Origin of the sequence: Paenibacillus hebaui (assembly GCF_051934385.1) — a bacterium.
In the GTDB taxonomy this organism is placed as follows: Bacteria; Bacillota; Bacilli; order Paenibacillales; family Paenibacillaceae; genus Paenibacillus.
The window spans coordinates 3,418,529-3,445,402 of the sequence record NZ_CP196836.1 but is presented as its reverse complement, the minus strand read 5'-3'; the positions used below and the strand labels follow the sequence as shown (position 1 = coordinate 3,445,402).

Below are 26,874 nucleotides of genomic sequence, written 5' to 3'. Positions count from 1 at the left end.
TCTCTTCTTTTCATTCCTCTTTTATCCATCGAAAGTCAAAAAACGAACTGCTTGTCGTCAATAACCTTTATATCACGTGACCCCTTCTTCGATTACAATAATTCCTAGTAGACCATGATTACACAATCGCGAAAAAGGGGGCACAACGATGAATAGGAAAACCAAAACGTTACTATTGTCTTTATGCATGTCTACCTTGTTATTCACAGCCTGCTCAAATGGAAGCGCTATCAAGAAATCTTCAGACAACACGGATTCGGACACCAACGAGGCTGGGACAATAACCATCCACACGGTTACTTCTGAATACACTTCAGCGAAATATCCAAAGGGCGACGACATTACAAACAATGTGTGGACCAGGCGCTACAAAGAGAAGTTTAATATTGATCTCAAAACCGATTGGGTTAGCGATGAGTACGATACAAAATTGAATTTGGCTATAGCTTCGAACGACCTTCCCGACGTGTTTAGAGTTAATCCATCGCAATTGAGGCAGTTGGTTGAAGCGGATATGGTGATGGACCTTACGGAAGTTTTTGATCAACACGCCTCTGAACGTCTTAAAGGCTACATGGAAACCGATGCAGATAGCTATGAGTCTGGTAAGAAGGACAGCAAGCTGTACGGGATACCGCAAATGCACTGGGGATTAATTGACCAACCAGACTTCGTCTGGATTCGGAATGATTGGAAAGAAGAGCTTGGTCTTCAGGACCCCAAATCGGTAGAAGACATCGAAAATATAGCATTGAAATTTATGGAAAAGCACGGAGCTTATGGCCTAGCGGTAGATCAAACGCTGGATTACCTGAACCTGCTCGCCATTGCATGGAATGCACACCCCGATCTTTGGCTTGAGGATAGCAGTGGCAAACTGGTGTACGGTTCCATCCAGCCTGAGATGAAGGATGCACTGGCTAAATGGTCGGAATGGTACAAGCGGGGCATTATTGATCCGGAGTTCGCCATCAAAGACTTTAACGCAATGAATGCCGATATCGTAGCAGGCAAAGTGGGAATGCAGCCCTATTACCAGTGGTGGGGCTATAATCCCGGTGTAGATACGGTATCCAATTTGGGCAAGGATGCCATCTTTTATCCTTATACCATCCCTACCATCGATGGCAAGGAAGCGAAGCAATCCATTACCTTTGCTAACAACTATTATATTGTCATGAAGAAAGGGTTTAAACACCCTCAAGAAGTGATTAAAATTTTGAACGATTATGCTTATATCGTCGATGAAGGTACAGGCAAGGAATCCAAAGAAACGTTATCTGCCTTGCTGGACAATGATATCGCCCATGTGGTCGGAGCGTTCCGTGTGCTTAATCCCAATTCCGACTACGAGCAGTTTGAGGCTGTATCAGCAGCCCTTCAATCCAAGGATACGAGCGGACTAACGACTTCAGGAATGTGGCAAAAGTATAACAACAGTGTTGAATTCAAGGAGAATGCAACACCAGGTGCGGTCGGTGATTATTTGCAACAAGGCGCCCCAAAGAATGCGTATGGTCTGGCAAAGAAAGTGCTTGATAGCGAGAACTACACAAAGACGGCTTTATGGGGAGGTGCACCGGAGGTACTTTCGAGTTACGGTACAACCCTGGATGATATCCTGACGGAAGGTTTCACCAAGATCATTATGGGTAGTGAAAATATCGATTATTTCGATGTTGTCGTGCAGAATTGGCGATCAGCCGGAGGTGATGAAGCAACCCAGGCCGTCAATGACGCTTACGGAAAAAAATAAATGTTCACTTAGAGGGGATGAGGATGTTCTCGCCCCCTTTATTTAATGGTGGTACATCTTCATTATCCCAAGAACGGAGGAATATGAATGCTGAGAAAATGGAAACAGCAGAGTCCCTATCATCTCATGTTGATCCCCAGCGTGGTCCTGGTCTTCATTTTCAGTTACATCCCTTTTTACGGGCTTATTATTGCGTTTCAGAAATACAATCCAGGTCTCGGCTTCAACTCACCATGGGTAGGATGGGACAATTTTTCACATGTCTTTAATCAGCCGAACTTCGTAAGGACGATCTGGAATACACTGTACATGTCGATCTTCAAAATGATCGGTGGTATTCTCGTGCCCGTTATTTTTGCCTTATTGCTGAACGAGGTACTCAACAGTGGAATCAAACGCACATTTCAAACCCTTGTATACATTCCGAACTTCCTGTCCTGGGTCATTATGGCCGGGATCATGCTGGATATACTTAGCTCCGATGGCATCGTCAATACGTTTTTGGGCGTATTCGGAATAGAGCCTATTTCCTTTCTTGGCACACCATCCCTATTTCCATGGACCATGATCGTGAGTGATATCTGGAAGGGCTTCGGCTTTGGCACGGTTGTTTACTTGGCTGCCCTCACCAGCATTGACCCGGGACTTTACGAGGCTGCGGTGATTGACGGAGCCAAGCGGTGGAAGCAGACCATCTATATCACCTTGCCCCTGCTTATGCCAACAATTGTGTTAATGACGGTATTGTCGCTTGGAAACGTTCTTAATGCCGGCTTTGACCAAATTTATAACCTGTACTCCCCTGTCGTGTATCAGACCGGTGATATTATTGACACCTATGTATACCGTTTGGGAATTCAGCAGGCTCAATATTCGATTGGTACCGCCATTGGATTATTCAAATCCGTCATTTCCAGCGTACTGGTTGCCCTGTCCTATTTCCTGGCCTATAGAGTTGCCGGCTATCGCATCTTTTAATGCTTCTAAGGAGGAACTGTCATTATGATCAATGATAAAAGTCTGAGCAGGCGTTTGTTTCATATCATGAACTACACGATCCTACTTCTCATTTCTCTACTCTGTGTCCTGCCGTTTATCAACCTGTTGGCTGTTTCATTCAGCAGCAGTTCGGCTGTATCTGCCGGGGGTGTTACATTTTGGCCAGTCGATTTCACCACTAAAGCTTATGAATTTGCATTAACTGGCGGGTCATTTTTTTCCTCTCTCTGGGTAGCCATTAAACGAACCGTGCTCGGGACGTTTGTGAATCTCGTTTTAATCGTGCTTGCTGCTTATCCGCTTTCCAAATCAAAACAAAAAGTAATGGGACGTAATATTTATATGGGATTTTTTGTTGTAACCATGCTATTTAGTGGAGGATTAATTCCAACCTACCTTGTGGTCGTCAAAATGGGATTGATCGATTCCATCTGGTCTCTGATTCTGCCCGGAGCACTTCCTGTATTTAGCATGATTATTCTCATGAATTTCATCAGGGGACTGCCAGAGGAGATTGAAGAATCAGCGATCATCGACGGTGCCGGGCCTTTACAGGTGTTGATCCGTATTCTACTCCCGCTCCTCAAGCCCGCTCTCGCAACGGTCGGCTTGTTCAGTATCGTCGGGCATTGGAATTCATGGTTCGATGGCATTATCTATATGAATAATCCGGCTAACTATCCATTACAAAGCTATCTGCAGACCCTTCTGCAAAGCTTTGAGCAAATCATGCTGAAATCAGGCTCGGATTACACCCAACTGCTATCCATGATGAACGCCAGAACGGGTCGCGCTGCTCAAATGTTTTTAGGTGCCATTCCAATTTTGCTCGTTTATCCGTTCTTACAGAAGTACTTTACCAAAGGATTGGTACTCGGCAGCGTCAAAGGATAAACTGAAGGGGGATGTTCCATACGTCATGAGAATGCCGGAGGACATCCCTTGTTTGTTAGTGTTATTTTATTCTAATGAATCTAGCACACGCTATTCGCTCCGATATGTACAAGACTGAGATGTAACGAATCACAGAGACGTTATTGTGTCAATTGGATCGATTTTCAGGTTCTGACGCCGGTTTATGACGGAATAACATGAAAGAGGTTCGTTAAACGTTGCGTTCCTTGATTATTCGCCTTTTAAGACGTGGTAGGTTCGTTAGCGCTTGGAGCGAATTTGGAGACGATATCCACCTCAATATTAAATCCGCTTACAACATCCTGAAAAAGTCATCCTTGAGATGGGCAGGCTCTTTGAATAATCATGGCCCACCTCCTTGTAACCTGCTTCAGGGCCATATCTTACTTTGAAGTTCGTATAGCACTTTGAGGTGCGTACTTCTCCGTTTCTTTGTTTTGCGCCACAATAAGGAACAGAACACGAGAGGAGAAATGCCCATTGAAACCCAATCCATCTGTTACTCCATACACTGCCCTTGTCATCGGTGCTGCAGGGGTCATTGGAAAAAATCTGATTGACTATCTCATGACACTCCCGGAATGGGACATCATCGGCGTATCGCGCCGTGGAGGGAAAGATGCCCCAGGATTACGTTATATATCGGCGGATTTACTGAACGAAGCGGATACGCGGGCCAAGCTGCAAGATTTAACAACGGTTACTCATATATTTTATGCTGCTTACCAGGACCGCCCGACATGGGCCGAATTGGTGCAGCCTAACCTGGCGATGCTCGTCAATGTAGTGAATACCATCGAACCGATTGCCCCCCGCCTTCAGCATATCAGCCTAATGCAGGGCTACAAGGTATACGGCGCACATCTTGGCCCCTTTAAGACACCTGCAAGGGAAACCGATGCACATCATATGCCTCCTGAATTTAATGTCGATCAGCAGCGATTTTTGGAGGAACGGCAACCTAAAAGCAACTGGACCTGGTCAGCGCTGCGCCCCTCTGTTGTGTGCGGAATTGCTCTCGGCAATCCAATGAATCTGGCTATGGTGATCGGAGTATATGCCTCGATCTCTAAGGAGCTTGGCTTGCCACTTCGTTTTCCGGGGAAACCGGGGGCGTACCATTCCCTGCTCGAAATGACCGATGCATCATTGCTCGCTCGTGCAACCGTTTGGGCGGCAACAGATCCGCGCTGTGCGAACCAGGCCTTTAATATCAACAACGGTGATCTGTTTCGCTGGGATGAACTTTGGCCCAAAATTGCTGCGTTTTTCGAATTGGAAACGGCTCCTCCCCTGCCTCTCTCGCTTGGTACGGTGATGGCAGACAAAGAACAACTTTGGAATTCAATGATTGAGAAGTATGGTCTGATGAATAATTCCTATGATGCGGTCTCTTCTTGGGCATTCGGTGACTTTGTCTTTTCCTGGGACTATGATTTCTTCGCAGACGGCTCCAAAGCCCGCCGCTTCGGTTTTCACGATTTTATAGACACAGAGACGATGTTTATGGATATATTCACCAATTTGCGAGAGAGCAAAATCATCCCGTAATGGACTAGCACACTCGGAATATCACACTTAATAAGCCGCTTCCTGATTTTGAGGAAGCGGCTTTGCTTATATCCGTCAACGCTCGGAAGTCGGCGGCTCGAACAGAATTTTCCCTCGATCACCATACACCTTTTCCACATGTGTATCGCCCCATTTGCACATCAGATGAAGGATTTCTTTAAGACTCCACCCATACTCCGTTAACTCATACTCCACTTTTGGCGGAACTTGATGATGGGAAATACGTACAATGATTCCTGCCTCCTTCAGTTCATTAAGCTGCTGTGTCAACACCTTCTGCGTAATGGATGGGATCATTTTCATCAATTCACCATTCCGTTTCTTACCAAAGGTAAGAAGGAATAGAATAATCGGCTTCCATTTGCCACCAATCACTTCAAGAAGAGCCTCAACTGCGGTGTTATATACTTTGATCGGTTCCTGCTGCATATCCTATTCTGTCTCCCTTCCCCATTATTTTGCCTGCTTCAATTACCTCATATATTTTCGTCTTTGGCAATCCGGCTTTTCACCCCCATTTCAACTGCAGAAAAAAATGGAACGGCCAAAAAAAACGGAAGTTCCCGAATGCTTGCCGGAATCTTCCGCTCTCTGGTTGGATATGGCTTCATTGTACGTCTAATACTCACCTTTGATTACAAAAAATGAGCCTCGGATTGTGCCTGCCAACTTGGACTTCTGGCGGGCAAACTTAAATTTGCCTTCCAGCTCTCCGGGGATCTCCATGCCTTCTGAAAGCTTGAAACCTACAGCTCGTTTCTTGGGATCATCTACGGTGTACATCACATTCAATCCAAGACCATCTTCATAGAAGACGAATGTGAACTGGATATTTTCCACTTGAAAGCGTGACGTTTCCAGTGGCTTGGCTGCGAACTCGATCCCCCGCTCATCCCTCAGAATCCGGTTCACATAATCAAGGACATCCTGACTTTCATTTGCAGGTACAACGGTAAATTCATGCTTATATTTATTCATAAAGTATCGGGCTTCGTTTGCACGCAAACCCGCAAGCGCTGCTGCCACTGGCGAGGACTCTAAACCAGCGGTAATCACATGCTTGAAATCAACGCTAGCGGACATTTTCATCGTTCCTTTCCTCTTTTATTTTCGAACAACCGGAATCCACATCTCGCCATACACGAAACCGTCCCGCTGCCCTATCTCAACCACCGTGTTCGGCCCGCCGACATAGGCAATATGCCTCGCTTCTGACAAGACCTGTCCAAAAGCAATCCCGGTAAGCAGATTACTCAACGCCTCGGGCGTTTTCTCTTCTCCTTCTACAACGAGGTAATCCCCCTTCGGAAACTGTATGATTCTGGTAATCCCCGGTATGGATGCCTCAGTCATAACGCCAGCGTAATGCATCATTTTGTTGTTTACCGCCTCATTCACAGCAAAAATGTAGTTATTTGCGGCAATGGCCTTTAATTCGTCGAGTGTCCCATCCTGCTGGATCGTCTGCCAGAAGACAGCTTTTTCTTGACTTATGCCAGCATAATCCGTGTAATCGCTTTTTAGTTCAATTCCGATACCTGATACGGCAAAGCTTTCTTTTTCAACCAAAGTGTAATTTGACATATTCATTACCATCCTTATCATTTATTTTCGTCAAATGTTTGTGTTTGTCTTTTCACTTGATAAGGTTATAATAGCCTTAAATCATGTCAGAAAATGATACTGTTTAGGAGGACAGATGAAAAAGGTAGAACGGATTAATACGATCATGAGGTATATCAACAATCGCGCCCGTTTTACTATTACTGAGATCATGCGCGAATTTGACATTTCCCGTTCTACTGCTATAAGGGATATCAAAGAAATTGAAGCCTTGGGGATGCCGCTTGTGGCTGAGGTCGGACGGGACGGCGGCTATTTTGTCATGAACAACTCTGTTCTCCCAACAGTTCGATTTACCGATAATGAGATTAAAGCTCTTTTTATTGCCTTTATGGCTACACGAAATCAACAGCTACCTTACCTCAAAAGTCGCCAGTCCCTGGCTGAAAAATTGTTAGGCCTGATCTCGAAGAATCAGCAGGATGATCTTGTTCTTTTGAATGAACTTTTGCTTTTTGAAGGAACGAATCCCCATCATCCCGACTTGCTTGATCTGACAGACCTGCCCCATCCTATTTTGGAAAAAATCATTCACCTTTTGCTTTCAGATGCTTGCTTAATGCTTACTACGCTTGAAGAACAAGTGGAGATCTCTTATCCGGTGTATCTTCTGCACCTTTATCGTGAAAAAAGCCTGTGGCTGATTGAATGCTTTGACTTACAACAAGAAAAGAGACGGATTATTCCTGTTGACCTTGTTACCGACGTTGAACCCCATACAATGCATAAAAGAATGAGCAAAAAAAAGATTTTAGACCAACTAAGACAGCAGAAAGAGGAGATCAATCTTATTCTTGAACTTGGCCCCAGAGCAATCTCCCAGTTCAGAAAATACCATCCGCTGCACTTGTCCATCTCTTATACGAATCCGTTTCAAACAGCGGCAGTTCTACAGACTTATATACAAGTTAACCGTTCGGAGGAATTAACCGAAATCACGAATTGGCTGCTTTTCCTAGGTGAGGATATCCAGTTCAGAGAAGTACCGGCGGAAGTACTGGCACGGATACAAAACAGAATGCATGACAAACTGAATCAAAGATTGTAAGCATCATGTCCGGATTTCTCCAGGCTGGCAGCTTTCAGAATTACACTATTTCAATGTACCCTTCCGTTCCATGCACACGAATGCGTTGGCCGTCTTTAATCAGGCGGGTAGCATTCTCCACGCCAACTACGGCAGGTAAACCATACTCACGTGCGATAACAGCTCCATGGGTCATCAATCCACCAACCTCGGTGACCAGCCCTTTTATGCTTACAAACCATGGCGTCCAGCTAGGGTCGGTAAATGAGGTGACTAAAATATCTCCATCTTCGAGAACAGCATCTTCCATATCCAGGATGACTCGTGCCCTTCCCTCAATAACTCCGGAAGAAACAGGTAATCCTGCAATAGCTCCGGCGGGCAGATCGTCCCGGTTGTACTTGCCTGTAATGATTTCTCCATCCGACGTGATTACACGTGGAGGTGTTAGTTTTTCAAAGAATCTGTAGTCTTCCTTTCGTTTGCTGATAATCTGGGAATCCAGTGTATTGGTGCGCACAACATCGTGAAGTTCTTCAAAGGTGAGATAATAGATATCTTCTTTTTCGGAAATAATGCCAGCTTGTACAAGTTGTTCGGCTTCTTTCAATAAAGCCTGCTTATATATGAAGTAGCGATTAACCATGACGTATTTGGGATATTCACGATATCCGATGAAATTTCGGAGCAGGTCGATCATTCGTTTGGTTTCTTGAGCCTTCTGTTCCCCATCGGGCAATTCCTTTAATCGCTCCAGTAGCTCTTGTTCCTTGTTCAGTGCCTCCTGACGGCCTTGCTCAAATTTACGTTTGCTGGCATGAGGCTCGAAGTTTTTGATATTAGCCAGAATTAACGGCAGAAGTGTGGTTGGTTTTTCGCTCCATCGAGTCCTCGTTATATCGATTTCACCGGGGCATCGCATTCCGTATTTATCCAGATAAGCACAAATCGCGTCTCGGGTTTCCTGTCCCCCAGGGAAATTCACGAGTTCATTCAAAAAGTCATCATCCTTTACCTGCTGCAAATAAGCAATGACTTCCGGATAAAGACGAATAACATCTGCGACATCCAATAGCGCCAGACCCATTTCCGAAGTAATATTGTGGGGTACGGATTGAGAAAGTGTATCTGCTGCGTTTTTTTCACCCAACCACTCTTTGATATGGTCATTGATCCAGAAGGAAGCATTCATGGCAGCCATAAATATGCTTGTGCTTTGCGGGTCAAATAAAATTCTTCTTAATTCTTGTATATCCTCCAATATAAAATTAAATAGATCGGACCCTGATTTCGTTTGGATTGTTTGTTTTAACTCTTCGATTGATATCTGACTCTTGTGAATCAGATTCGTAACGATTGCCGGATTGTTCTCCATGGATGCCTGAAAACCTGAAGATGAGGGAGCAGCATTCGTATTGCTTTTATTGAGATTGGCTGTTTCTTCACCAGCAGGTGAAGATGTAATAAAACCTTCTCGTGCTACGATGGTCGTGAGTGCATCTTTGGTGAGCAGATCGTATTTTCCCAAGTTATCTATCAGCTGATCTCTGCCCGCAGATGAGGATAGCATTGGAGTAACGTCCACAAAAAGTCTTCCACCTGCTCTCCGCATAGGGGCAGGAGTCGTTAACAGATAAAACGACAATCCCAGCGGTTTCATGGGATCAGTCATCATTTGCTGATGTCCAACGGACACATAAACATGATTTTCTGGATCGTTTGCTTCAGGGATTGGATACAATGTGGTGATTGGACGACTCTGGACGATATAAAAGGTATCTCTGGACAAACACCATTCAATATCTTGCGGGTTTCCAAAATAAGCTTCAATCTTTCTGCCTAAGCGTTCCAATTGCAGAATTTGTTTGTCAGTCAGTGTTTGAATATTTTGCTGATCTGGCTTGATCTGCCGGGTCTCTGTTCCACCTTCTTGTAGTCCATAGATCGCCAATGTTTTGGTTGCGATCCTCTTATTCACGATCTTACCTTCCTGTACAGTATAACCATCCGCGGATACTAAGCCGGAAACCAGCGCTTCTCCTAGTCCAAAACTGGCATCAATGGTTAACAGCTTTCGGTTGGAGGTCAGCGGGTCAGCGGTGAATAATATACCCGAAGCTTCTGGGAAAACCATTCTCTGCACGATAACGGATATATAAACCTGACGGTGATCAAAGCCGTTTTGGTTCCGGTAGATTACCGAGCGATCCGTAAACAGAGATGCCCAGCATTTGCGGATATGTGTCAAAATGACGTCTTTGCCTATAATATTTAAGTACGTATCCTGTTGACCCGCAAAAGAGGCATGTGGCAGATCTTCAGCTGTTGCACTGGAGCGTACGGCATAGGCATGTCCCTCGCCAAACCGAGAGAGATAGCGAGCAACTTCGCTTACGACATCGGAGGGCAGTTCCACTTCCATAATGAGTTGGCGAATCTCTCTGCTGACTTCGCCAACAGCAGCTCGATCTTCGGCTTTTAAGATCGTTAGTCGATTCAACAAAGCGTGATAGGTTTCATTGTGTCCTAATGCTTTTTGATATCCGACAGTTGTAATGCAAAACCCTTCGGGAACCTGTATTCCCTCGATTTTTGATAACTCTCCTAAATTCAATCCTTTTCCACCAACGAGAAAAAGCTGTGTTTTACTCATTTCCTGAAAATCGAGAACCAAAGAACTCATTCCGTATCTCTCCCTTAGCCGTTAGATTGAGAAAAAAACATTTGACAAGAGTTTGCCAGCATGATAAATTTAGATTATAAGATAACCCGTTTATGCCTACATATCCTTTGACAGATGCGATCTGATTATATCATTGTGTCTTTTTATATGCAATATGAAAGAACCTGACAATACTATTCAGGTTCTTTTTTTTGTTTCAGAACTACTTGGGTTCTAGAAAACCTGAAATGGCTGGAAGCAGAATCGTAAAAATCGTACCTTCTCCAATTTTACTATCCACCTGTATTCCATACGGCTTCCCGAAATGAAGCTGAATGCGCCGTTGCACATTATGTAGACCGATCCCTTTGGTTCCAGTAGGTGCGTCGAACTTTTCTTCCATCAGGTTCTGCATCGTATGAAGCTCCATACCGACCCCATTATCGCGGACTTCAATCGCAATATCACTGCCCTGTGGTTGAATCCGAATCGTAATGATTCCGTCATCTTCGAGTTCGGCAAGACCGTGAAAAATTGCATTTTCCACAATCGGTTGCAGAATCATTCTGGGCATACGATAATCCATTAGTCTATTCTCAATCTCATATCTCATCTGAATACAACCATAGTATCTGACATTCTGGATCGTTACGTAATTGACTATATTATCGATCTCTTCACGAATCGTGACCAGCGTTCCATCGGATCTTGTTGCATAGCGGAGCATCGAGATTAGTGCATCTGTCATTTCCACGATTTTGTCAGCCTGTTGCATGGACGCGATCCATTTCACCGACCCGAGAGTATTATACAGAAAATGTGGTTTAATCTGATCATGGAGCGCACGCATCTCGGCTTGCGCTTTTTCTATTTCTTCCTGCTGCATCCGTTCGACCATACGCTTCAATTCATGAGACATCTTATTAAATCGAATCGATAAATGTCCAATCTCATCTCGTGAGCGAATATGTTCAACTTGTTCAAATTGCCCCTTTTCGACCAGAGCGATGTTGCGTAGGAGTTTCTTTATAGGGGTTGTAATGACATGTGATAGAAAGGTGGAGATGATGGCAGCAAAAAGAAACATGACAATGGCCAGCGTCACCAGACTACGGCCCAACAGCTTGCCGTCGGCAGTCAGTTCATCCAAAGGCATGTATAAGTATGTCGTCCATTTTTGCTGACTAAGCGGATTCGTCACTACGACATTTAAGGATTCGTCTGGACGGACGTTGTCCCTGAACAATGTGCCAATCAACCGGTCGTTCACGTTATATACAATTTTGTCATCCTCATCAACAATCATGAATCTTGAGCGTAGCGCTTCCTGCAAATTACGATTAACAATTTCGATGAATTTGATATCAATGCTGACAATAATCACACCAAGCATTTCTCCGTTAGTCACATCATGAATTTTTCGAGCGTGTGAGACGGCCAGTATTTTATTTTCCAATTGCTCATCTATTCGGGTTGTCAACGTGATGGTTCGATCATTGCCATGCATAAACTTTTTGAACCATAATTCGTTCACCATTTTGAAATTTGGGTCAATAGGCTGGTTAGGGCTTACGAACAGATCTTGTCCACCGTTCAAGTTATAGAGGTAAATGGAGAATACGCGATCCTTCATCATGATGTAGTTCATCAGAATATTGTATGCTGCAATCTCACGCTGCTCGCCACCATCTCGCAAAAAATCTTGAATTGGAAAGCTCCCTTCATGTGTCGCAGATAAATCGTTGTTCAGTCCATTGCTGGCCAACAGTGTAATTTTCTCAATCTCTTTTAGAAACTCGTCAATACGAATATTCGTCTGTTTAGCCAGGTCGCTTAACAGCTTCGTGTAATTCTGTGCTAATAACCGCTCAGACGAGTAATACGAATTGATCGTCATCACGAATACTGGAAGGATAATGACGGTCATACATATGACCATGATTTTGTACCTGATTTGGAAGAGCTTCCCACGTCTCATTTGATGCACCTCTATTCACGGATTACATGGATTTCTGCTGACTTTCTCGATATTCCTCAGGAGTGAGCCCTACTAATTTTTTGAAAAGTTTGCTGAAATACGTGTAATTGTGGTAACCCACCTTATCCGCGATCTCATATACTCTCCACTCCCTGCTCAATAGATAAGCCTTTGCATGCTCAATCCGAACTCGTGTCAGGTAAGAAATAAAATTCTCTCCTTTTTCATGCTTAAATAATCGGCTGAGATACGATGGATTGACATTAATTTGGCTGGCTACACCCTGCAAAGAAATATCCTCGGCATAATACTTGTCGATTAGCTCAATGGCGAGGTCTGTGTAGGTATGTTCCTGCATGATTTGAGAATCGGTTTGAAAATAATACGCAATATGAGCCAGCATCTCCCGATGGATATCCCTCCAGAACTCGCCCTTCAGCACGATTTCGTAGGGTGATTTCTCTGTAAAAGAAGGCTTGCTTTGATGTGTAGCCCGTGTTAAATGGGAGTGGATCGTTTCCATTACCATAATATATTGCTTCCGAATACTGCTCTCATCGGCCCGCAGCGACTCCAGATCAGCTCGAATTCCTTCAAGGAAATCCTCCGCTTTTTTGTTATCTTTGCTTACCCATAATTTCAAAAAATCTCTTTCTTGCTGCGGGTTCATTATCCCATTTACTTCTTTTCGCTCTGGGGTGTGGACCACTTCCTCGTAGTACAACACCTGATTGCTGCCTGTGAAGAAAGCTTGCTTTAGGGCGAATTCCGCCTCTTGACATGCCTGTCTGATGCAACGAAAACTAGTAACAACTGTACTTACACCCGCCGTAAGGGATAGATTCATAAAATCCTTTATCGAAGATATGAGCTTATTGCATAATCTATTTATATCAGTGTGTACCGTTTCACGTTCAGGAAGCACATTGACAACAACCCAATATTCAGAGGAGCTTTCAACCAAAATCTCTTTCTCCCATTTGGATGGAATGATCTCTTCCATAATATTCAGAATCGAAAATCGAAGCAGTTTTTCACCCTTCTCGATATATTTCATCTTCGCATCCTCGTAATAATTAACAATGAACTTGATGACAATCAGATTGTCCGATCTTATGCGAAATTGCAGTTCTTCCGCTTTGGAGACAATGTCTTTTTCATTGATGAATCCGCTTACAACATCCTGGAAAAAGCTGTCTTTCAGATGTCTCAGGCTCTTTGAATAATCATGGCCTATAAATGGTGCGTTTGTCGGGCTGCCATGTTCACTTTGCAGTTTCTGTCTAATGGTAGTAAGCAGCTCGACAAGGGTGGTTTCGGTAATCTCGCTTTTAATCAAGTAGTCTGTAGCGCCAAGTTTTAAAGCCTCTTTCACATAATGGAATTCATCAAAATTACTCAGGATGACATACTTACAGGTATTTAGTATAAAAGATACCTCTTGTATAAGCTGTAGTCCATCCATGACAGGCATCTTGATATCCGTAATAATTAGATCAGGCTTTACTTCAAGCGCAAGCTCCAAGGCCTCTTTTCCGTTCCCCGCTTCACCAACCACATCAAAGTTGTACTCTTCCCAATTCAGCATGGAACGTATGCCAACCCGCATTAGTAATTCGTCATCTACAATCATCAGTTTATACATAGAAGTCCCCCATTTTTGTTTTTCATATCTAAGCTATTTTACCATTAAACGAATAATTACCATTCTACACAATACAATTTGTGCTTTTCTCTTGGTATATAATAAATCAAGCGCCTGCCCTTCACATGTGAAGGAAACAGGCGCTTGATTTCAAATCTAACGATTACGATCTAACGATTACGATCTAACGGTTGTCTGCTAACCTACTGTTAGATTTATTCTTTTACACCACCAAGCTGCAACCCAACAACAAAATACTTTTGCAAAAATGGATAGACGACCAAGATAGGCAATGCTGCTACGATTGTAATGGCCGCCCGAATAGATATAGGTGTGACCATATTACGCGCAGCGCCTATATCTGAACCATTGGCAACCGATGCGCTGCTGTTGGAATTCATGGAAGAAGACAGCAGTTTCATCAATTCATATTGCAGTGTGCTCAGGTTTTGCTTGGAAGAGGCGTACAGAAACGTATCAAACCAGGAATTCCATTGGCCAACTGCAATGAACAGCGCAACCGTAGCCAGAACAGGCTGGCACAGCGGTAGAATAATAGATATGAATGTTCTGAAATCACCAGCTCCATCGATTTTGGCTGATTCGATCAGTCCCTCGGGTAGGGTCTGGATATAGGTTCGAATGACAATCATATTGAACGCACTGATCAGCCCAGGAATAATGTAAACCAGAAAGTTGTTTAACAAATGCAGGTCTTTCATCAAGAAGTAGGTTGGAATAAGACCCGCACTAAAATACATCGTAAGTACAACGATAATGGTAATTGGCTTCCGTAATATATAGTCCTTTCGGCTTAACGTGTACGCCAGCATGGAGGTCAGAAACAGACTCAGGACTGTTCCCAACACCGTTCTCGCTACAGAAATACCAAAGGCGTTAAAGATGGTCCCACCTGCAAATACAGCTCTGTAATTTTGATCCGTCCATACTCGGGGCCACAAATAGATACCACCCCGGATGGTGTCGTTACCGGCGTTGAACGAAACGGCGAGTGTATTCACAAACGGATACAGGGTAATAATCGCGATCGCGATCATCAGCACACCATTTAACGTATGGAAGACAATCGGCTCAAGCCGAGATTTATTTATGCCCATCTCTTAGTCCCCCTCATATTAATCGGTCTTCCCCGAATCGTTTGGAAATGGAATTCGCCGCAAAGATCAGTGTGATACTAACCACGGTCTTGAAGATACCTGCCGCCGTTGCTAAAGAGTAATTACCAATCTGTAGTCCATATTTCAGGACAAATATATCTATCGTCTGCGACCAGTCTACAACCACGCCATTGCCTAACAAATACTGAACTTCGAATCCAGCCTCCAAAATCCAGCCCATATTCATGATCAGCAAAATGATTACAATGGATTTGATTCCGGGTAGGGTCACATACAGCATTTTCTGATATCGGTTTGCACCATCGATCTCTGCCGCTTCATAGAGCGAGGGATCAATAGACGTTATGGCTGCCAGATAAATAATGGCATTCCATCCCACTTCTTTCCACACATGCGATGCGCCTACAATGCCCCAGAAGTATTCGGGAACGCTGAGCCACATGATGGGTTCTTGAATGATGTTCAGTTTCATGAGTACAACATTGACAATCCCGCCGTCTACAGACAACGAACTTGCCACGATGCCTGTCACGATGATCCATGAGAGAAAGTGAGGCAAATAGGATATAGTCTGAATGGTTCGTTTATAAAACCGGTGTTTGATCTCATTAAGTAAAATAGCAAATACAATAGCTGTTGCAAATCCTAGAACCATATTGATCACACTCATCGCAATGGTATTGCGAAGCACATTTAGAAATGCGTCGTCTGTCAACAAGAATTTGAAGTGTTTGAGTCCAACCCATTCCTGCTGTGTGAAACTCTTGGCAGGACTGTAATTCTGAAAGGCCATAGCCCAGCCCCAGATGGGATAATACGCGAATACAAGAATGTAAGCGACAATCGGTAGCGACATGAACATCAGTTGCTTTTGTTCGCGTAACCGCTTTAAAATGGGTGTTTTGACAACGACTGTTCGGGTAGTTTGCTCCGGTATGGCTCCAGGCGTGTTCGCCATCGTTCACTCCTCCTATTGGCTTGCAGCGGCATTATGCATAATAGTCCCGGAAGGCTCATGTTGAGCCTTCTTCTGGTTCGAACCTTCCGGGCCGATCATTGCCGCATTTTTTTATTTAACAGACCAGTTCTCAATTCTCCATTTCAATTGTTCATTAATCCGGTCCTCGTAAGATTTGACATTGATTTTCTTGTAAGCGTCAACATATTCAGTCCAGATGGAGTCGAATTCATTGGCCTTGGACATAATCGCCTTAGGCAAGAATTTGAGCGAAGTATCTGTCATTTGCTTGTTTGCAACCGAAGCATCTGAGCCTTCTTTAAGATCGACCTGCATGCTGGGTAATAGATGGGATTCTCTGGTGCAGGGGAGAAGAAATCACTCCATGTTTTGAGCCCGTAAGCATCCAGAAGTTCTTTGTCTTCCGGCTTAAGATTGTCGTAAAATTCCTCTGGTTGGTTGATTGCTCCAATGGCATTGCCATCCTCAAACGTTCCTTCGAGCTTCGGTGCTGCACCGTAGAAACCCTCTGCGCGGTTTGCCAATCTCCATGCCGGATCTTCCTGCTGGGTCCGTTGCTCTTTCGTACGATAAAATCTTCCTTTATCATTTACCTGATAATCCACGCCCTCTTCACCCCAGGACAGAAGCTTTTGGTATTTTTCGTCCATAAGCTTATCGAGGAATTTGATGAGTGCAACGGGGTCCTCAGCATCTTTACTGATGCCAAAACCATTATTCAGGTTAATGACTGGACGGTCGAGATAATGATCTTTGATACTGGTGTCATAGACTAGAGGGAAACCGACATAGGTCTGTCCGATCTTGCCCTGAGCAACGAGTGTGTCTTCACCCGTCTGGAAATTCCAGTGCTGGTCGAACATGCCAAGCACACGTCCCGATGAAATTTTCGCCAGATACTGATCGTAGTTTTGAACAAATGCTTCTTTGTCAAGCAATCCTTCATTATACAGTTTGTTCAGTTCCTTATAATATCGTTTGGAGATGTCCTTGTCGGCAAAAACGCTGGCGACTCCATTCTCGTCCACGACTACACCCCCATCATTGGGGTGACCCGTAAGATGTTCTGGTGGATTGAGCAATGGGAACGTCCGCCAGTCTGAGGCCAGTGTAGTAAAGCCAATTGTCGGTTGACCGTCAATGGTTGGATTTTTGGCTGCGTAATTACGGATTAACTCCGTGAACTCATCCAACGTTTTGGGTGTCGGGTAACCGGCATCTTTCAGAATGGATTTCTGAATCCAAAAGGCAGGGCCAGAATAATAGTTACTTATGAATTCCCCTGTATACACGCCATAGTTAGGCAACCAGTAAATATGTCCGTCACTTGAATCTTTCATCCGGTTCCAGTCTTTTCCAAAATGTTTCTTCAGATTGGGTGCATGTTCTTCAATCAGATCTTCCAGCGGAATTACCGCTCCAGCCGCAACCAGCTTGGTATCCGCTGTGATCAAGTCAGGGAAATCGCCACCGGCGATCATGACTCCTAACTTCTGTTGCAGATCCCCCACCAGAAATTCCATCTCCAGTTTGACGCCCAGCTCATCCTGGATTTTTTTGTAGATTCGGTTATCTGGAGTTGGTGCCTGATTCGGTGTTCCGATAAACGCCGAGATGTTTAACACCTCTTTACCGTCCGCTGTGGTCGTTTTGCCGCTGTCACCGCTGCATCCTGCCAGAGCCAAACTTAATGCCAGAACGATTGATACGGAACCCCAAAGCTTCTTTTTCTTCAGTCCCCCCATGTACTTGCCCTCCTTGGAAGTGGTATGTTTTACTATTCTTAGTATGATGAAATGTATGCGGTTACAAAATATATAAATTTAAGATCCACCCCCCTTTAATTGTAGGTCTTATGAAGGAGGGGTTCTTTTCTTACCTGTATCAAGTTGTAAACTTCAACCTGAATTCTAAGGGTTTCATGGCTGTTCGTTTCTCAAAATGTTTCAGAAAATGCTGATAACTGCGGTACCCTACCTGTTCTGCAATTGCACTTGATGTCTGGTTCGTCTCTTGGAGCAGACGCTTCGCTTCCTCCATTCGCAGATCATGTACCACCTCTATTACACCCTTGCCGTACTTGCGCAAGAAGGATTGGCCCAAATGGACCGGGTTCATGTAAAATCGTTCTGCGAGCTCCTGGATCGTAAATGTCTCTTTGTAATGCGTCCGCACATATTCCGCTACCCTGGCCTGAATGCCTCCCACCTGTCTCTCGCGGAGAATAGCCAATGCCGACTTGCACTGCAAACAGAAATTCTCCAGGTTGTACGCGATCTCTTCTATGTTTCGATGGCTCCTCTCCAGGATGCGGCTGGCCGATTCATGCATCAGGGCATTAGGCCCTCCTCCCAACTCTTTACATAGGGAGAGCCCTCGGAACATAATATGTGTGGAGAAAATATGAATGAGCTCTGGCGCAGCCTTCATCTGTTTGAACATATCAAAGGTCTTCCTCACAGAACACGAGAGTTCATCTACAGATCCGTTCTCAAGCAAGTCGGTAATACGGTCTATGTCTGATAGTGTTTCTGGATCAAAATGCAGATTCTCAGGCTTGAGATCTTCGGCAAACAAAACACGAGCTTGATTAAAAAACAAATAACGTCCAACTTCCTGAACGGAGCGGAAGGAATCGGATAAATTCTCGATATTGCTGACAGGTAATCCGACGACGATACTTATATCCTCGCAGCCGTTCTCTTGCATGTTGTTCATTAAGAGCTCGGTAAAAGCTTTAATTCTTTCAGATGACCCAGCTTTACTTGGCGCTTCTTCCCCCCATACCAATCCCAAGATGTCTCTTGTTCGCTCTATCACATAACAATAGGTTGTTTCACCAGCCATTTGTTCGGCGACTGAACAGGCTTGCTGAATATCTCCCTGAAAAGCAATCTGAAGGTAGGTCCAATGTGACTTATTTAAACGAGAGACGATCTCTGACATCTCTTGTCCAGAAGTATCCTTTTTATCCTTAATCAGTGCTGACAAGAATACTTTGATCCTTTGTTGGTCCGCATGTCCCCGAACACGCTCCTGCTCTTCGCGTTCCTGTAATTCCGAACGGAGACGTTCCAACATGTCGTCTGCTTCAGTACTGTCAACCGGTTTGGTTAAATAGTTGGAAACGCCTAATCGAATAGCTTGTCTGGCATAATTAAAATCACTGTATCCGCTCGTAATGACAAATAGCACAGATTCATGGTCCAAGCGGCGTGCTTCTTCAATCAGCTCCAGACCATTCATGACGGGCATACGAATGTCTGTAACCACAAGATCAGGCCGATCTTGTTGCATCATACGAATGGCTTCCTCCCCATTGGAGCACACACCTCTGATTTCAAAACCGTATTTTTCCCAGTTGATCAAAAGCTGTAGACCTTCAATGGCAAACGGTTCATCATCTACTAACAGCACTTTATACATAAGAAGTCAGCTCCTATTTCCTAGGTTCCAGTTTGGCAAACGGTATACGGTACCCCGCTATGGTCTCCTTTCCCGGCACACTGCTTAGATTGAAGATCGCATTCCCTTCATAAAATAACTCTAACCTCCGGTATACATTGCGGAGCCCTACATGCTCTCCGTTCCTGGGTCTTTCAGAACGAATATCTCTTAGGAGTTGGGTTAGTCTGGCCGCATCCATGCCGATTCCGTTATCAATAACCTGAATATCCAGCTCAGAAGCGTCTCGTTTCGCGGTTACCTTGATCTGTCTTCCATCCTTCCGAGCCTGCAATCCGTGTTTGCATGCATTTTCGACGAGAGGTTGAATACTCATTCGGGGTATGAGCAACGACGCTGCATCAGGATCAACATCGAAGGTGTAATCAAACAGTTCTCCAAAGCGAAACTTCTCAATCTGAAGGTAAAGATTCGTGAATTGAAGCTCTTCATGCAAGGGAATCAGATTATCGGAATGACTAAGCAGCTGTCTCATCAGTACAGACAGACTTTTAATAATCTCGATGACTTCGGTATACCCGTTCTTCGTGCTAACCACCAGTAAGGCATTCAAGGTGTTAAACAGGAAATGGGGATTCATCTGGCTCTGGAGCATGGACAATTCGGTCCTCACCTGATCCAGCTCTAAATCTTTTTGCCTGATTTCCAGTTTATATACGTCATTGATAAGTGTATGAATTTTACCAATCATAATGTTAAATGTGCGAATAAGTCCGCCAATTTCGTCGCGCCCCTCTTGAATTTCGATAAGGTCGAATCGTTCATTGCGAACCTTCTCCATATGCCTGGAGAGTTTGCGGATTCGATAGTGGTAGGAGCGTAAAATAATGTAAATCAAAACCGATGGCACTACGATGCTTATGGCGAGTAGTCCCAAAATTGAATTACGGGCTTCTTTCAGCAGTTGGTCAAGATGTCGGGTATCCGCGACTCCAATCAATTTCCAGCCCTTTAGATAGGCTAGGTTTCCCAATGATTTTTCGAGTGTGTAAGCAGAATTCCCACTTTCCTTGGATATCAGCTCATCGCGGGTTTGGGACAAGTCACTTTCGCTACTCTCGCCACTCGAAACGACTGTACGATTGTTGCTGTCCACTAGACGTAGCTGGAGACTGTCTGATTCACGATTTAATATGCTATACACCCGGCTCACTTCCAAATCAATCTTGGAATATTTTGCATAATTGGCATACGAGGTATAGGTATCCATCTTGCCAATCACACTGATGCGTCTCCCCGGATTAAACACGGATGGATCATTATAATCAACAACGAGAATACCGCCGATCGTGGATTCCAGCTGTTTCAATCCAGGAAGTGATTCCATCTTGTCTTTCATCACGATATAATGACTGCCCGTCTGTATGGTATCGTTATCCGTATAAATTCGTACCTCCAGAATATTGGCTGACATATAACGTGTTAATTTGTCTCGTAGAAATGCATGGTACTCGTTGTAATAATCCACAGGCGATGGATAGGTTCGATCCAGTGCCTCATAGAGTGAATCGTCTGCTGCGATAATTCTGCTCAGAGCAACGCTCTCGTCAATCATACCCAGAAGTTCACCCGCAGCCCGTTCTATGGATTTGCGGAGATTTTCCTGTTCACGTATCTTGATGTCTGCCGAGGTTCGTTGATAAAAGAAAATATTAATGGTTATTACAGGAAGGAGAATACTAAGTACATAAATCAGCAGAAATTTGGATCGGAGAGGAATATCATTAACCTTACGGAACATCCAGAATTTATGGCGCATATGATCACCCTTGGTTTTTGTTTTTATAGACAGATGGAAGCTCCCCTGTATGCGCTCTGAATTTTTGGGCGAAATATTCAGGATCATGATATCCCAGGCTGAGTGCAATATCAGCTATCTTCATGTTGGTACGTCTTAGAAGTTTGCGGGCCTCCTCGACTCGAAGCTGGTGTACATAATCATTGAAACTGACCCCCATCTCTCGCTTGAACTGCTGGCCCAGATAAGCAGAATTAACGTGAATCCGATTAGCCACGTCTTGTAATTTAATTTTGCTGCGGTAGTGTTGCTTCAGTTCATTGACTGCATCTGCAACCAGACCTCCTGTGCCTAACTCCGTCATATCAGTCTGAGAGATTTGCACGGATATGCGAACACATAGCTCTTGTAATGTACCGGAAGACCAACTTGCTGTCTCATGCCATTCTTTCTCACACAGTATTTCCTTGCACGCGTCCTTTTTGCCATACTTGCGTAGTAGCTCGCCATGGATGTATCGGATGACATGGTGTATCCATTCCAACGAAACTTCAGCTTTTTCAGCCATATGTAGCATTTCTCTCACTGCATTATCAATGGGATAAGCGTCCCCTGCTTCAATCAAAGCCAATATATCCTTTGAGAGATTCATCATTTTCTCTAAATCATATTTTTCCGTTATATGCTCATTGAGATGATCAACTTGGATTTCATCTGCTAAGACTAATCGATCATACTGCTTCTGCTCATGTCTGCGTTTGTCCAGAGGCTCAATCATTTCCATAAGTACTTGATGGATTTCCTCGGGCACAAGTGGCTTGAGCACATATTGATCAACCTGATACCGTATAGCTTGTTTCGCGTAATTGAAATCTGAATATCCTGTAACGATGACAATTTTCGAGGTATAGGCTAGATCTTCTCGCAACGTTTGAATCAAACCCAGTCCATCCATAATGGGCATTTGTATATCCGTGACGACAAGATCAGGTTGAACAGAATGGAATAAAGCAAGTGCTTCTTCACCATCCGTTGCTGTTCCGCAGAGTTCGTATCCACAAGCTCGCCAGTCAATCATGGTTCTCCATCCTTCAAGCATAAACGGCTCATCATCCGCAACAATGACCTTGTACATTCGCTCACCTGCCATTCCTCGTGATCAGCTATATGAAACTTTCCTGGTATTAAACTTTAAAAAGCAATTGAGAAAAATCATACAATCCGCTTTTCCAAACAGGCCAATCATGTCCGCCCTCTTCCTCACGCGAAATATGTGGAACATCATGTTGAACCAAGTAAGCATGCAGGTTATCACTGATATGCTTGAGGTTATCCTGGTCACCGCAGGACAGCCAGAGCTTCCTCACAAGCGCAGAAGTTTCTACTGGATTCGGAACGATTTCTCCAGGAGCTCTCGTATTAGGAGCAGCGGAAAAGGCCCCAATCCACGCAAAGCGATCAAGATTGCTCAATCCTATATTTAAAGACTGCCCTCCGCCCATCGATAAACCGGCAATAGCGCGGGTTTCCCGATCTGTCCACACCGAGTAATTCTCTTCAATGAATGGAATCAAATCGTGAAGCAGATCGAATTCAAACCTTTCGAAAGCTTGTATTTTAACCGGATCAAACACGTCCCCCTCCGCTCGGTCATTTGGCATGGCGCGGCCGTTAGGGAAAATAACGATCATAGGTTCAAGCTTGTTATCATTGTACAAATTATCGAGTATGACCTGTGGATTGCCATGATTATGCCATTCGAATTCGTCTCCGCCTATGCCATGCAAAAGGTAGAGCGTGTTGTACCGATGAGTTGCCGAATATTCAGGCGGTGTATATATCATAGTTTGTCGTGAGACTCCAACTGTATCAGAGAAGTACTCTATTCGTTCCATTTTTCCACGAGGGATATGTTCCCTCATCTGATCAAATCCATCAGAAGATAGCATCATTCACTTCTTCTCCCTTCTATTTGTTTTGTCACGTCCCGAATGTAGCGCAGGACAGCGAGTTCTTTTTTTCAAGTGTAGCGCTTACAATTGAGCACGACAACCTGTTAAATCATAGATTTTTACCCGACAAATTATAGATTAAACTCCAAAAAGGCCTCCTCTCAGGGAGGGGCCAATTATTCTCCGCGTACGATACGAAACCCTTGATCGGGACCAAAACCATTCGCATCAAACTTGCCTCGGAATGATATTTCATTGTTATTGGTGCCGCCCATCCAGCCGCCGCCCTTCACAACTCGCCAGGTTTGTTCGGGACTCTCCGAATCGCTGTACCAGTCCCAACACCATTCCCTCACATTTCCAGACATATCATAGATTCCTAACTCATTGGCTTTCTGGGTTCCCATCCTTTGCGTTTGATTCCGATTGCTCTCAATAGCGGGCCAGCTCCAGTCACCACTCAGGATTTTATCCCCGGCGTTTTTCCAGTACCATGCTACTTCGTCGGGATTATTACTTCCACTGTATGTGTAATTCAAACTCTTTTGGCCGCCGCTCGCAGCATATTCCCATTCCGCTTCTGTAGGCAAACGGTAACCGTTAGCTCCCTCGTTGATCGTTACAATCCATTTTATATTATCGTTTTCATTGTTATTTTCCGTGTCCTTGTTATCCTTGTCTATGTTGTAATACGGTTCTAAGTTTTCCTTTATACTTCTTTGATTACAGTATTCCACGGCGTCATACCAACTCACCATTTCAACCGGCAAATCATCTCCTTTGAAGCCGGAAGGGTTATTTCCCATGACCTCAACCCATTCCTTCTGAGTCACTTCGTATTTGCTAATATAAAAGGTGGACAGCTTTATTTTTTTTTCAGTATCATTGGACTTGTTGCTCTTAAATGTTCCCCCTTCCACGAGTACGAGGTCATCCTTTATTACAGGTTTATCCGTTGAACAAGCACTTAGGCTAACTGCTATTGCGATTAAAGTAAGCATTACCAGCTTTTTCATTCATCTAACTCCTTTAGGCTGATAGAAAATTATAAATAATGACGACGTTCTTAGCCGCGCTTGCATCCGGCAACATCGAAGGCCGCTAATCTGACGATAAACGGCCCGCAACGCATCCAGAAAATTCAAGAGCAGGCGTTGGCCTGCCCCACAACATTTTACCAAACAGTCACGTTTGCGCTTCCGCTGCTTTGATATCCCTCTGTTGCCATCACCTGATAGGACCAACTGCTTCCCAGATTCATTCCTTTGCTCTTCCATGCGTTCACGTGATTAATGAACGTAATCGTGGAGTTAACTCCAATCGGTTTCTTTGACTGTCTAACACTCCAATACTGGGCAAATGTCTGTGTGCCATCAATGGAAGGAGCATTGTAACGCATCGTTGTATAGATGTCGTATGTGCCGCCATCACTATTCACCGTGCCTTTGTAAGTTCCCGTTGGACGATAAGTCCCCCAGTTATCCACCACGTAATATTCAATGAGTGCATTTCTGGTCCAACCATAGAAGGTCAAGTATCCATTCCCGGAAGGAGAAAATACCCCGGCATTATAATTAACCACTCGGTTTGGAGAACCGGTTGTCCAACCTTTCCCGACTACAAAGTTCCCGGTATTTTGCCAGTTCACGCTGTAATTTCCACCAGATCCGTTCACGGCGTTGACCGTTCCTCCGCCATCCGTCCAATTTTGCCAATAATCCGTTGCTGCACTGGAAGTTGCTGCAAATACGCCAAAACTCATGGATGTTGCGAGAACGACCGTTAACAATTTTTTGCCAAACTTGAACATTAGAATACCTCCTAGTATTTATAATTCAAATGGGATGCGAATCCGATTTTAATGGACATAGCCAAAACCCAGAATCGTAAAACGTTTATCTTCATTCCCTTCATCCATTTCAATTTCAATGGTGTGCTCGCCGGCATCCTTCTCATCAAGTAGAAGTATGGCATGGCAGTGCGTCCAGTTCACTTGACGCGGATCAGCTTTTCTTACGATTTCTCCATTCACCTTAATCATGGCGGTCCCGAATTCGTCACTTCCAGAATCCTTGAAGACCAGAATAAGCCGTCTGCAACACAAGCTGAGCTTAAAACTGCCCTGGCCCTCTCCGTCCTCGTTGGAATACATCCAGTTATTGGGGAATAGAGGTGTGCCATAGTCATGATCATCTATTTCTGTCATTTGTAGATCCGTGTCTGTTTTCCCAAAACCACCCGTTTCGATTCGTGCGATGGTATCGCCGTTTTGTCGATCCATGAGTTTTATATCCGTATAGTCATTTCCGATCAGAGGCGGTTTTTCAATCGCATAATCCTCTTTGTCCGGTTGGGAATGAGCAGTTACGTCGAAGAGAAAACTCAGACAATCGGCCATAATGTTGTGTCCAGCGTTGGTCGGATGATAGATATCATAGAAAAATTGCTCTTTGGAAATGATGTTGCCCTCATCCTTTGTCCACTGGAACTGCTCTACAACAGCATCCTTCACGCTTACCATAGGCAGATTATAATGCCAGCCGATCGGAGCCAGACGATCCTGAAGGTTCCAGTCATTCTCAAACACACTGAACAGCAGGATGACTGCTGGCTTGTTATCCGCAGAAAGTGCTTTGAGCACAAGACTTTCATAACAATTGCCCTGGGTTTCATCGTCTGCATCGTTCACAGCAAATTCTACAATCACAATATCCGGCTGAACGGTGCCATCCCGGAGCACATCTCGCTCATAACGCACGATTCCCAACTCTGATGGTGTTCCGCCTACACCTGCTTTAATTAGACGAATAGAGCTATCGTTCGCAGGTGCGAACATAAGCTTGAACTTTTCGTATGAACGATAGGCGTAACATTGGAGATGAATTGGCTCAGCACCAGCACCGTGGGTAATCGAGCCTCCAATGTAGGCAATGACTAGAGGTTCGCCTTTTTTGGCTTTTTCTATTGCGCGTTTTAATCTGGTATTGTTCCCTTTGTTCAAAAGTGATTTTTCAATCATGTCACGATAGGACTGAGATTCCAAATCAATTGCAGGCTCAATGACAGGTTCCGCCCTCTTCACGGGATCACGCGGTGCTGTTAATGCTTTTTTTCGTCCACATCTCCTGAATTGCGGAGCATACACACCATCCTTTCTGAATGAATGTAATAAGTGCTTCAGAACATTGTGAAGGAACTATATGCTACAGTCGTATTTACACTTGATGTAAGCCTTCTACCAAAGTGTAGCGCTTTCATAATATGGCAACAACCTGACGAATGATAGTTTTCTACCAGGTAAAGTATAGCATTTGAATCAATATAGCCTTTAAAAAAATAAACGTTGAATGAAATACCTATAATTTCTTAAGTAAGCGCTTTAATTTGATGGGGTCAGCCATGCTATAATTTGAACAGACCGATA

At 44.2% G+C, this 26,874-nt stretch carries 20 protein-coding genes and 1 pseudogene; 5 read left to right on the top strand and 16 right to left on the bottom strand.

Annotation, left to right across the window (positions count from 1 at the left end; all coding sequences use genetic code 11):
* Positions 1 to 148: 148 nt before the first annotated feature.
* The 4 genes from ACR32F_RS15215 (at position 149) to ACR32F_RS15200 (ending at position 5,221) form a co-directional block, all read left to right on the top strand.
* The gene (locus ACR32F_RS15215; protein ID WP_440119515.1) at positions 149 to 1,756 is read left to right on the top strand and encodes a hypothetical protein; all 1,608 of its coding nucleotides are present in this window, start codon (positions 149 to 151) and stop codon (positions 1,754 to 1,756) included.
* 87 nt (positions 1,757 to 1,843) lie between these two features.
* On the top strand, positions 1,844 to 2,734 hold the full coding sequence (locus tag ACR32F_RS15210) for an ABC transporter permease (protein WP_440119514.1): 891 nt from the start codon (positions 1,844 to 1,846) through the stop codon (positions 2,732 to 2,734).
* Between the two features lie 24 nt (positions 2,735 to 2,758).
* On the top strand, positions 2,759 to 3,649 hold the full coding sequence (locus tag ACR32F_RS15205) for a carbohydrate ABC transporter permease (RefSeq protein WP_440119513.1): 891 nt from the start codon (positions 2,759 to 2,761) through the stop codon (positions 3,647 to 3,649).
* Between the two features lie 501 nt (positions 3,650 to 4,150).
* Positions 4,151 to 5,221 (top strand): SDR family oxidoreductase, encoded by a 1,071-nt coding sequence (locus tag ACR32F_RS15200; RefSeq protein WP_440119512.1) that lies wholly within the window; start codon positions 4,151 to 4,153, stop codon positions 5,219 to 5,221.
* Positions 5,222 to 5,296: 75 nt separating this feature from the next.
* Here ACR32F_RS15200 and ACR32F_RS15195 read toward each other — a convergent pair whose 3' ends face one another.
* The 3 genes from ACR32F_RS15195 to ACR32F_RS15185 all read right to left on the bottom strand — a co-directional run bounded on the left by ACR32F_RS15195 (position 5,297) and on the right by ACR32F_RS15185 (position 6,826).
* The gene (locus ACR32F_RS15195; RefSeq protein ID WP_440119511.1) at positions 5,297 to 5,671 is read right to left on the bottom strand and encodes a winged helix-turn-helix transcriptional regulator; all 375 of its coding nucleotides are present in this window, start codon (positions 5,669 to 5,671) and stop codon (positions 5,297 to 5,299) included.
* Positions 5,672 to 5,860: 189 nt separating this feature from the next.
* Complete coding sequence (locus tag ACR32F_RS15190) at positions 5,861 to 6,325, bottom strand: phage tail protein (RefSeq protein WP_440119873.1); 465 nt, start codon at positions 6,323 to 6,325, stop codon at positions 5,861 to 5,863.
* 21 nt (positions 6,326 to 6,346) lie between these two features.
* Positions 6,347 to 6,826: a GyrI-like domain-containing protein gene (locus tag ACR32F_RS15185; RefSeq protein WP_440119509.1), complete on the bottom strand. Its 480-nt coding sequence runs from the start codon at positions 6,824 to 6,826 to the stop codon at positions 6,347 to 6,349.
* Positions 6,827 to 6,941: 115 nt separating this feature from the next.
* On the opposite strand from ACR32F_RS15185, the gene ACR32F_RS15180 reads away from it, so the two are divergent.
* A complete protein-coding gene (locus ACR32F_RS15180; protein ID WP_440119508.1) occupies positions 6,942 to 7,913 on the top strand; it encodes a helix-turn-helix transcriptional regulator in 972 nt (323 codons plus the stop codon).
* A 40-nt stretch (positions 7,914 to 7,953) separates the two neighbouring features.
* On the opposite strand, the gene ppsA is transcribed toward ACR32F_RS15180, so the two are convergent.
* The 13 genes and pseudogenes from ppsA to ACR32F_RS15115 form a co-directional block, all read right to left on the bottom strand.
* Positions 7,954 to 10,575 (bottom strand): phosphoenolpyruvate synthase, encoded by a 2,622-nt coding sequence (gene ppsA, locus ACR32F_RS15175; protein ID WP_440119507.1) that lies wholly within the window; start codon positions 10,573 to 10,575, stop codon positions 7,954 to 7,956.
* Between the two features lie 202 nt (positions 10,576 to 10,777).
* Positions 10,778 to 12,532: a cache domain-containing sensor histidine kinase gene (locus tag ACR32F_RS15170; protein ID WP_440119506.1), complete on the bottom strand. Its 1,755-nt coding sequence runs from the start codon at positions 12,530 to 12,532 to the stop codon at positions 10,778 to 10,780.
* A gap of 22 nt (positions 12,533 to 12,554) precedes the next feature.
* A complete protein-coding gene (locus ACR32F_RS15165) occupies positions 12,555 to 14,177 on the bottom strand; it encodes a helix-turn-helix domain-containing protein (RefSeq protein ID WP_440119505.1) in 1,623 nt (540 codons plus the stop codon).
* Between the two features lie 215 nt (positions 14,178 to 14,392).
* Complete coding sequence (locus tag ACR32F_RS15160; protein WP_440119504.1) at positions 14,393 to 15,295, bottom strand: carbohydrate ABC transporter permease; 903 nt, start codon at positions 15,293 to 15,295, stop codon at positions 14,393 to 14,395.
* A 13-nt stretch (positions 15,296 to 15,308) separates the two neighbouring features.
* On the bottom strand, positions 15,309 to 16,274 hold the full coding sequence (locus ACR32F_RS15155) for an ABC transporter permease (RefSeq protein WP_440119503.1): 966 nt from the start codon (positions 16,272 to 16,274) through the stop codon (positions 15,309 to 15,311).
* A 111-nt stretch (positions 16,275 to 16,385) separates the two neighbouring features.
* Positions 16,386 to 18,040, bottom strand: a pseudogene (locus ACR32F_RS15150) (ABC transporter substrate-binding protein).
* Positions 18,041 to 18,179: 139 nt separating this feature from the next.
* Entirely contained in the window at positions 18,180 to 19,721 is a 1,542-nt protein-coding gene (locus tag ACR32F_RS15145) for a response regulator transcription factor (RefSeq protein WP_440119502.1), read from the bottom strand.
* Between the two features lie 13 nt (positions 19,722 to 19,734).
* Positions 19,735 to 21,519: a sensor histidine kinase gene (locus ACR32F_RS15140; protein WP_440119501.1), complete on the bottom strand. Its 1,785-nt coding sequence runs from the start codon at positions 21,517 to 21,519 to the stop codon at positions 19,735 to 19,737.
* Between the two features lie 4 nt (positions 21,520 to 21,523).
* Entirely contained in the window at positions 21,524 to 22,633 is a 1,110-nt protein-coding gene (locus ACR32F_RS15135) for a response regulator transcription factor (protein WP_440119500.1), read from the bottom strand.
* Between the two features lie 49 nt (positions 22,634 to 22,682).
* Positions 22,683 to 23,450, bottom strand: a complete 768-nt coding sequence (locus ACR32F_RS15130; RefSeq protein ID WP_440119499.1) for an alpha/beta hydrolase — start codon at positions 23,448 to 23,450, stop codon at positions 22,683 to 22,685.
* A 176-nt stretch (positions 23,451 to 23,626) separates the two neighbouring features.
* A complete protein-coding gene (locus ACR32F_RS15125) occupies positions 23,627 to 24,466 on the bottom strand; it encodes a formylglycine-generating enzyme family protein (protein WP_440119498.1) in 840 nt (279 codons plus the stop codon).
* 158 nt (positions 24,467 to 24,624) lie between these two features.
* The gene (locus tag ACR32F_RS15120; RefSeq protein WP_440119497.1) at positions 24,625 to 25,260 is read right to left on the bottom strand and encodes a glycoside hydrolase family 11 protein; all 636 of its coding nucleotides are present in this window, start codon (positions 25,258 to 25,260) and stop codon (positions 24,625 to 24,627) included.
* 48 nt (positions 25,261 to 25,308) lie between these two features.
* Positions 25,309 to 26,595 carry an SGNH/GDSL hydrolase family protein gene (locus tag ACR32F_RS15115; protein ID WP_440119496.1) on the bottom strand — a complete coding sequence of 429 codons (1,287 nt, stop codon included), beginning with the start codon at positions 26,593 to 26,595 and terminating at the stop codon, positions 25,309 to 25,311.
* Positions 26,596 to 26,874: the final 279 nt, after the last annotated feature.

What these genes read in the sequence shown, in the direction of transcription:
- ppsA (WP_440119507.1), bottom strand. Translation starts at nt 10,575, where the DNA reads ATGAGTTCTTTGGTTCTCGATTTTCAGGAAATGAGTAAAACACAGCTT.
- ACR32F_RS15160 (WP_440119504.1), bottom strand. Translation starts at nt 15,295, where the DNA reads ATGGGCATAAATAAATCTCGGCTTGAGCCGATTGTCTTCCATACGTTA.
- ACR32F_RS15180 (WP_440119508.1), top strand. Translation starts at nt 6,942, where the DNA reads ATGAAAAAGGTAGAACGGATTAATACGATCATGAGGTATATCAACAAT.
- ACR32F_RS15145 (WP_440119502.1), bottom strand. Translation starts at nt 19,721, where the DNA reads ATGTATAAAGTGCTGTTAGTAGATGATGAACCGTTTGCCATTGAAGGT.
- ACR32F_RS15140 (WP_440119501.1), bottom strand. Translation starts at nt 21,519, where the DNA reads ATGCGCCATAAATTCTGGATGTTCCGTAAGGTTAATGATATTCCTCTC.
- ACR32F_RS15210 (WP_440119514.1), top strand. Translation starts at nt 1,844, where the DNA reads ATGCTGAGAAAATGGAAACAGCAGAGTCCCTATCATCTCATGTTGATC.
- ACR32F_RS15130 (WP_440119499.1), bottom strand. Translation starts at nt 23,450, where the DNA reads ATGATGCTATCTTCTGATGGATTTGATCAGATGAGGGAACATATCCCT.
- ACR32F_RS15195 (WP_440119511.1), bottom strand. Translation starts at nt 5,671, where the DNA reads ATGCAGCAGGAACCGATCAAAGTATATAACACCGCAGTTGAGGCTCTT.
- ACR32F_RS15155 (WP_440119503.1), bottom strand. Translation starts at nt 16,274, where the DNA reads ATGGCGAACACGCCTGGAGCCATACCGGAGCAAACTACCCGAACAGTC.
- ACR32F_RS15135 (WP_440119500.1), bottom strand. Translation starts at nt 22,633, where the DNA reads ATGTACAAGGTCATTGTTGCGGATGATGAGCCGTTTATGCTTGAAGGA.
- ACR32F_RS15170 (WP_440119506.1), bottom strand. Translation starts at nt 12,532, where the DNA reads ATGAGACGTGGGAAGCTCTTCCAAATCAGGTACAAAATCATGGTCATA.
- ACR32F_RS15215 (WP_440119515.1), top strand. Translation starts at nt 149, where the DNA reads ATGAATAGGAAAACCAAAACGTTACTATTGTCTTTATGCATGTCTACC.
- ACR32F_RS15205 (WP_440119513.1), top strand. Translation starts at nt 2,759, where the DNA reads ATGATCAATGATAAAAGTCTGAGCAGGCGTTTGTTTCATATCATGAAC.
- ACR32F_RS15125 (WP_440119498.1), bottom strand. Translation starts at nt 24,466, where the DNA reads ATGAAAAAGCTGGTAATGCTTACTTTAATCGCAATAGCAGTTAGCCTA.
- ACR32F_RS15190 (WP_440119873.1), bottom strand. Translation starts at nt 6,325, where the DNA reads ATGTCCGCTAGCGTTGATTTCAAGCATGTGATTACCGCTGGTTTAGAG.
- ACR32F_RS15165 (WP_440119505.1), bottom strand. Translation starts at nt 14,177, where the DNA reads ATGTATAAACTGATGATTGTAGATGACGAATTACTAATGCGGGTTGGC.
- ACR32F_RS15120 (WP_440119497.1), bottom strand. Translation starts at nt 25,260, where the DNA reads ATGTTCAAGTTTGGCAAAAAATTGTTAACGGTCGTTCTCGCAACATCC.
- ACR32F_RS15185 (WP_440119509.1), bottom strand. Translation starts at nt 6,826, where the DNA reads ATGTCAAATTACACTTTGGTTGAAAAAGAAAGCTTTGCCGTATCAGGT.